Source organism: Acidithiobacillus sp. TH-A36, assembly GCF_057473445.1.
In genome coordinates this window covers 1-2228 of sequence record NZ_JBYCKP010000287.1, presented here as the reverse complement: position 1 = coordinate 2228, position 2228 = coordinate 1, and the positions used below count along the sequence as shown (strand labels likewise).

Annotated in this window: 4 protein-coding genes; 2 read left to right on the top strand and 2 right to left on the bottom strand. The window is 48.9% G+C overall.

Annotated elements, in window-relative coordinates; translation table 11 throughout:
• Nucleotides 1–250 precede the first annotated feature (250 nt).
• Together AC2VLY_RS07610 and AC2VLY_RS07605 are read left to right on the top strand one after the other, a co-directional pair.
• Entirely contained in the window at nucleotides 251–799 is a 549-nt protein-coding gene (locus AC2VLY_RS07610; RefSeq protein WP_486892241.1) for a Panacea domain-containing protein, read from the top strand.
• 121 nt (nucleotides 800–920) lie between these two features.
• Nucleotides 921–1223 carry a hypothetical protein gene (locus AC2VLY_RS07605; protein WP_486892242.1) on the top strand — a complete coding sequence of 101 codons (303 nt, stop codon included), beginning with the start codon at nucleotides 921–923 and terminating at the stop codon, nucleotides 1221–1223.
• Between the two features lie 14 nt (nucleotides 1224–1237).
• Here the strand turns inward: AC2VLY_RS07605 and AC2VLY_RS07600 are convergent, their stop codons facing one another.
• Together AC2VLY_RS07600 and AC2VLY_RS07595 are read right to left on the bottom strand one after the other, a co-directional pair.
• On the bottom strand, nucleotides 1238–1795 hold the full coding sequence (locus AC2VLY_RS07600) for a thioredoxin fold domain-containing protein (RefSeq protein ID WP_486892243.1): 558 nt from the start codon (nucleotides 1793–1795) through the stop codon (nucleotides 1238–1240).
• A partial coding sequence (locus tag AC2VLY_RS07595) for a hypothetical protein (RefSeq protein ID WP_486922042.1) occupies nucleotides 1776–2228 on the bottom strand: 453 nt, incomplete at its 5' end. The genes AC2VLY_RS07595 and AC2VLY_RS07600, both read right to left, overlap by 20 nt.

Genomic DNA, 2228 nt, shown 5'->3' with positions numbered 1-2228 from the left:
ATGGAGCTGGGCGCAAGCCTGGCGCATCGTACTGATTCCTGCATTTGCCGCAGAATGTCTGGTCGAGTGTGCGCCATCACCGGCAGACTGGCGGATTGCACGCAAAACCTTGTGGCCGATTGTGGCTGCAATCGTTACCGTAACGATTTTGGTGATACTGATTTAATCGCATATCCAAACATTGATAGGATCGTTTCTCACGACTAAACTACACTCCATGGACAGGCGATCACTTAGACAGCGGCAAAAATTGATCAACGCTATCATCTACTTCGCGCAGAACACGGCGCATTGCGGGAAGATAAAGTTGTTCAAGCTACTCTATTTGCTGGATTTCCAGCATTTTCAGGAAACAGGGAAGTCGGTCACGGGATTTGATTATCAGGCCTGGAAATTTGGTCCTGTTCCTGTGAAATTGATGGAAGAGTGGGAGTCCTTTGGTGAGGACTTGCTGAATGCAGTCCACATTGAGTCTGAAAAAGTGTACGACTTTGAACGCCAATCGGTTAAGGTGAATCCGGGGATAAGTTTCGACGAATCAGAGTTTACCCCGCGTCAGTTGCGGATTATGAAATCCTTGTCGGAAGCGTATAAAGACACCTTTTCTCCTGTAATGATTGATGTGACCCATGCCCAGAACGGGGCTTGGGATAAGGTCTGGCAAAATGGGAAAGGGGCTTTTGATCCCATTCCTTATGATCTTGCCGTACCGGAAGACGATCCAGACCGCAGTATCATTCTGGAGATTCATGCAGAACAAATGATGCGGTTGTCGGCCCTAAAAGCAGCACAGGAATAGATCCTTGTTACCCGGCTCGGTGATATGTGACCCATCCTATTATCGTGACCACCAAACAGGACGCTTCCGAACGAAGTACCTTCTTGTGCTTGCGAGTATTCCGACTACAGGCGACGTTTTAGTGGCCGTATTCACTACAAAACCAAACGGGTTAAGAACATCTCCACCATGTATGCTTGGACATCCGCGCGAGGGCTATTATGTGGGTATTCCAGGTGCCGAACTCACGCGGGAAAGTTGGATTGCTTTCGACAGTCTGGATTTTCTCGATGAGTCAGAGGCAAGAAGAAAAGAAATGCTTGCGCTTGTTATTCCAAATCATTTGCTTTGCCAAATACTTAGGTGTTTGTTACAAAGTTCGGATGTGACCTTCCTGCAGGCAAAACATTTGGGCGATACGGCTGCGGAACTTGCGTGTCCTTAATGATAGATGGGGTTTTAAGGCATCTGCCCAGCAATAATGGCATCCAATGCGGATACCGGAAACAGCCCGCGAATCATCCCGACGTGACCATCCGGCAGGCGAAACACCAGGTCCGGAACAATGTCGTTCCCGGTCTGCATTAAAAGCTGCAGATTGCGGCCAATGCCGGCACGCGCCTGGTCACTGGGCACGATAGCACGCACCCCGCCGGAGCCATTCTGCATCATCCCCTGAAAATCTACCGCCAGAGCGTGCGCCTGATCCTGCGATTCCAGGATCGCTGCCGCTTTGCCCAGGCTGGAAGCGGCGAGGATGGCCACCGGCACATAACGCACGGTGAGCTGGCCAGACTGAATGGCTGGCAGCTCTCGCTTGAACGCTTCAGTGCAATAGACGCAATTCGGATCGAAAAAATCATACACCACGGTTTTCCCGTTTCCTATCTGGATGTAGGTGCTGACACCCAGATTATTCCAGAATTGATGCCAGCCGCCACTTGCCCATGCTGTACCGGAAAACAGGACCGCAGCAAGAAATACAGATAATTTGAAATTAGACCGCTTCGGTAGCATGGTTATCCAGAAAATGACCAACCGCCGTAACAGAATCCGTCTTGACCGCATCTTGAGGTTTTCCATTAGTATTGAGCCATTCAACGAATGCTTCATACTCTGGATGCTTTACTCCACTTTCTGCACGATAGTCGTCAACAGCGCGTCCAAGTGCCAACAATGCAGATTTTATCAGCAGACCGTCACGGTCGCTTTTACTTTTGGCTATTCGCTGAATACCGAGAGAGACTTCCAGAATCTCCAGATCAACCGCATCATCACCCACAATATCCGCACAAACCCGACGGACCGGACCAGATGTGTTTTTCTTCACCATGTTCAAAATCTCCTTTTTGCGTCGTAACGATGCTATTTTATCACTGTAATTGACAAAGATACCAGCATTAAGATATATGTAGGAATAATATTTGTTAGAAATACGCCCTAAAGGGGC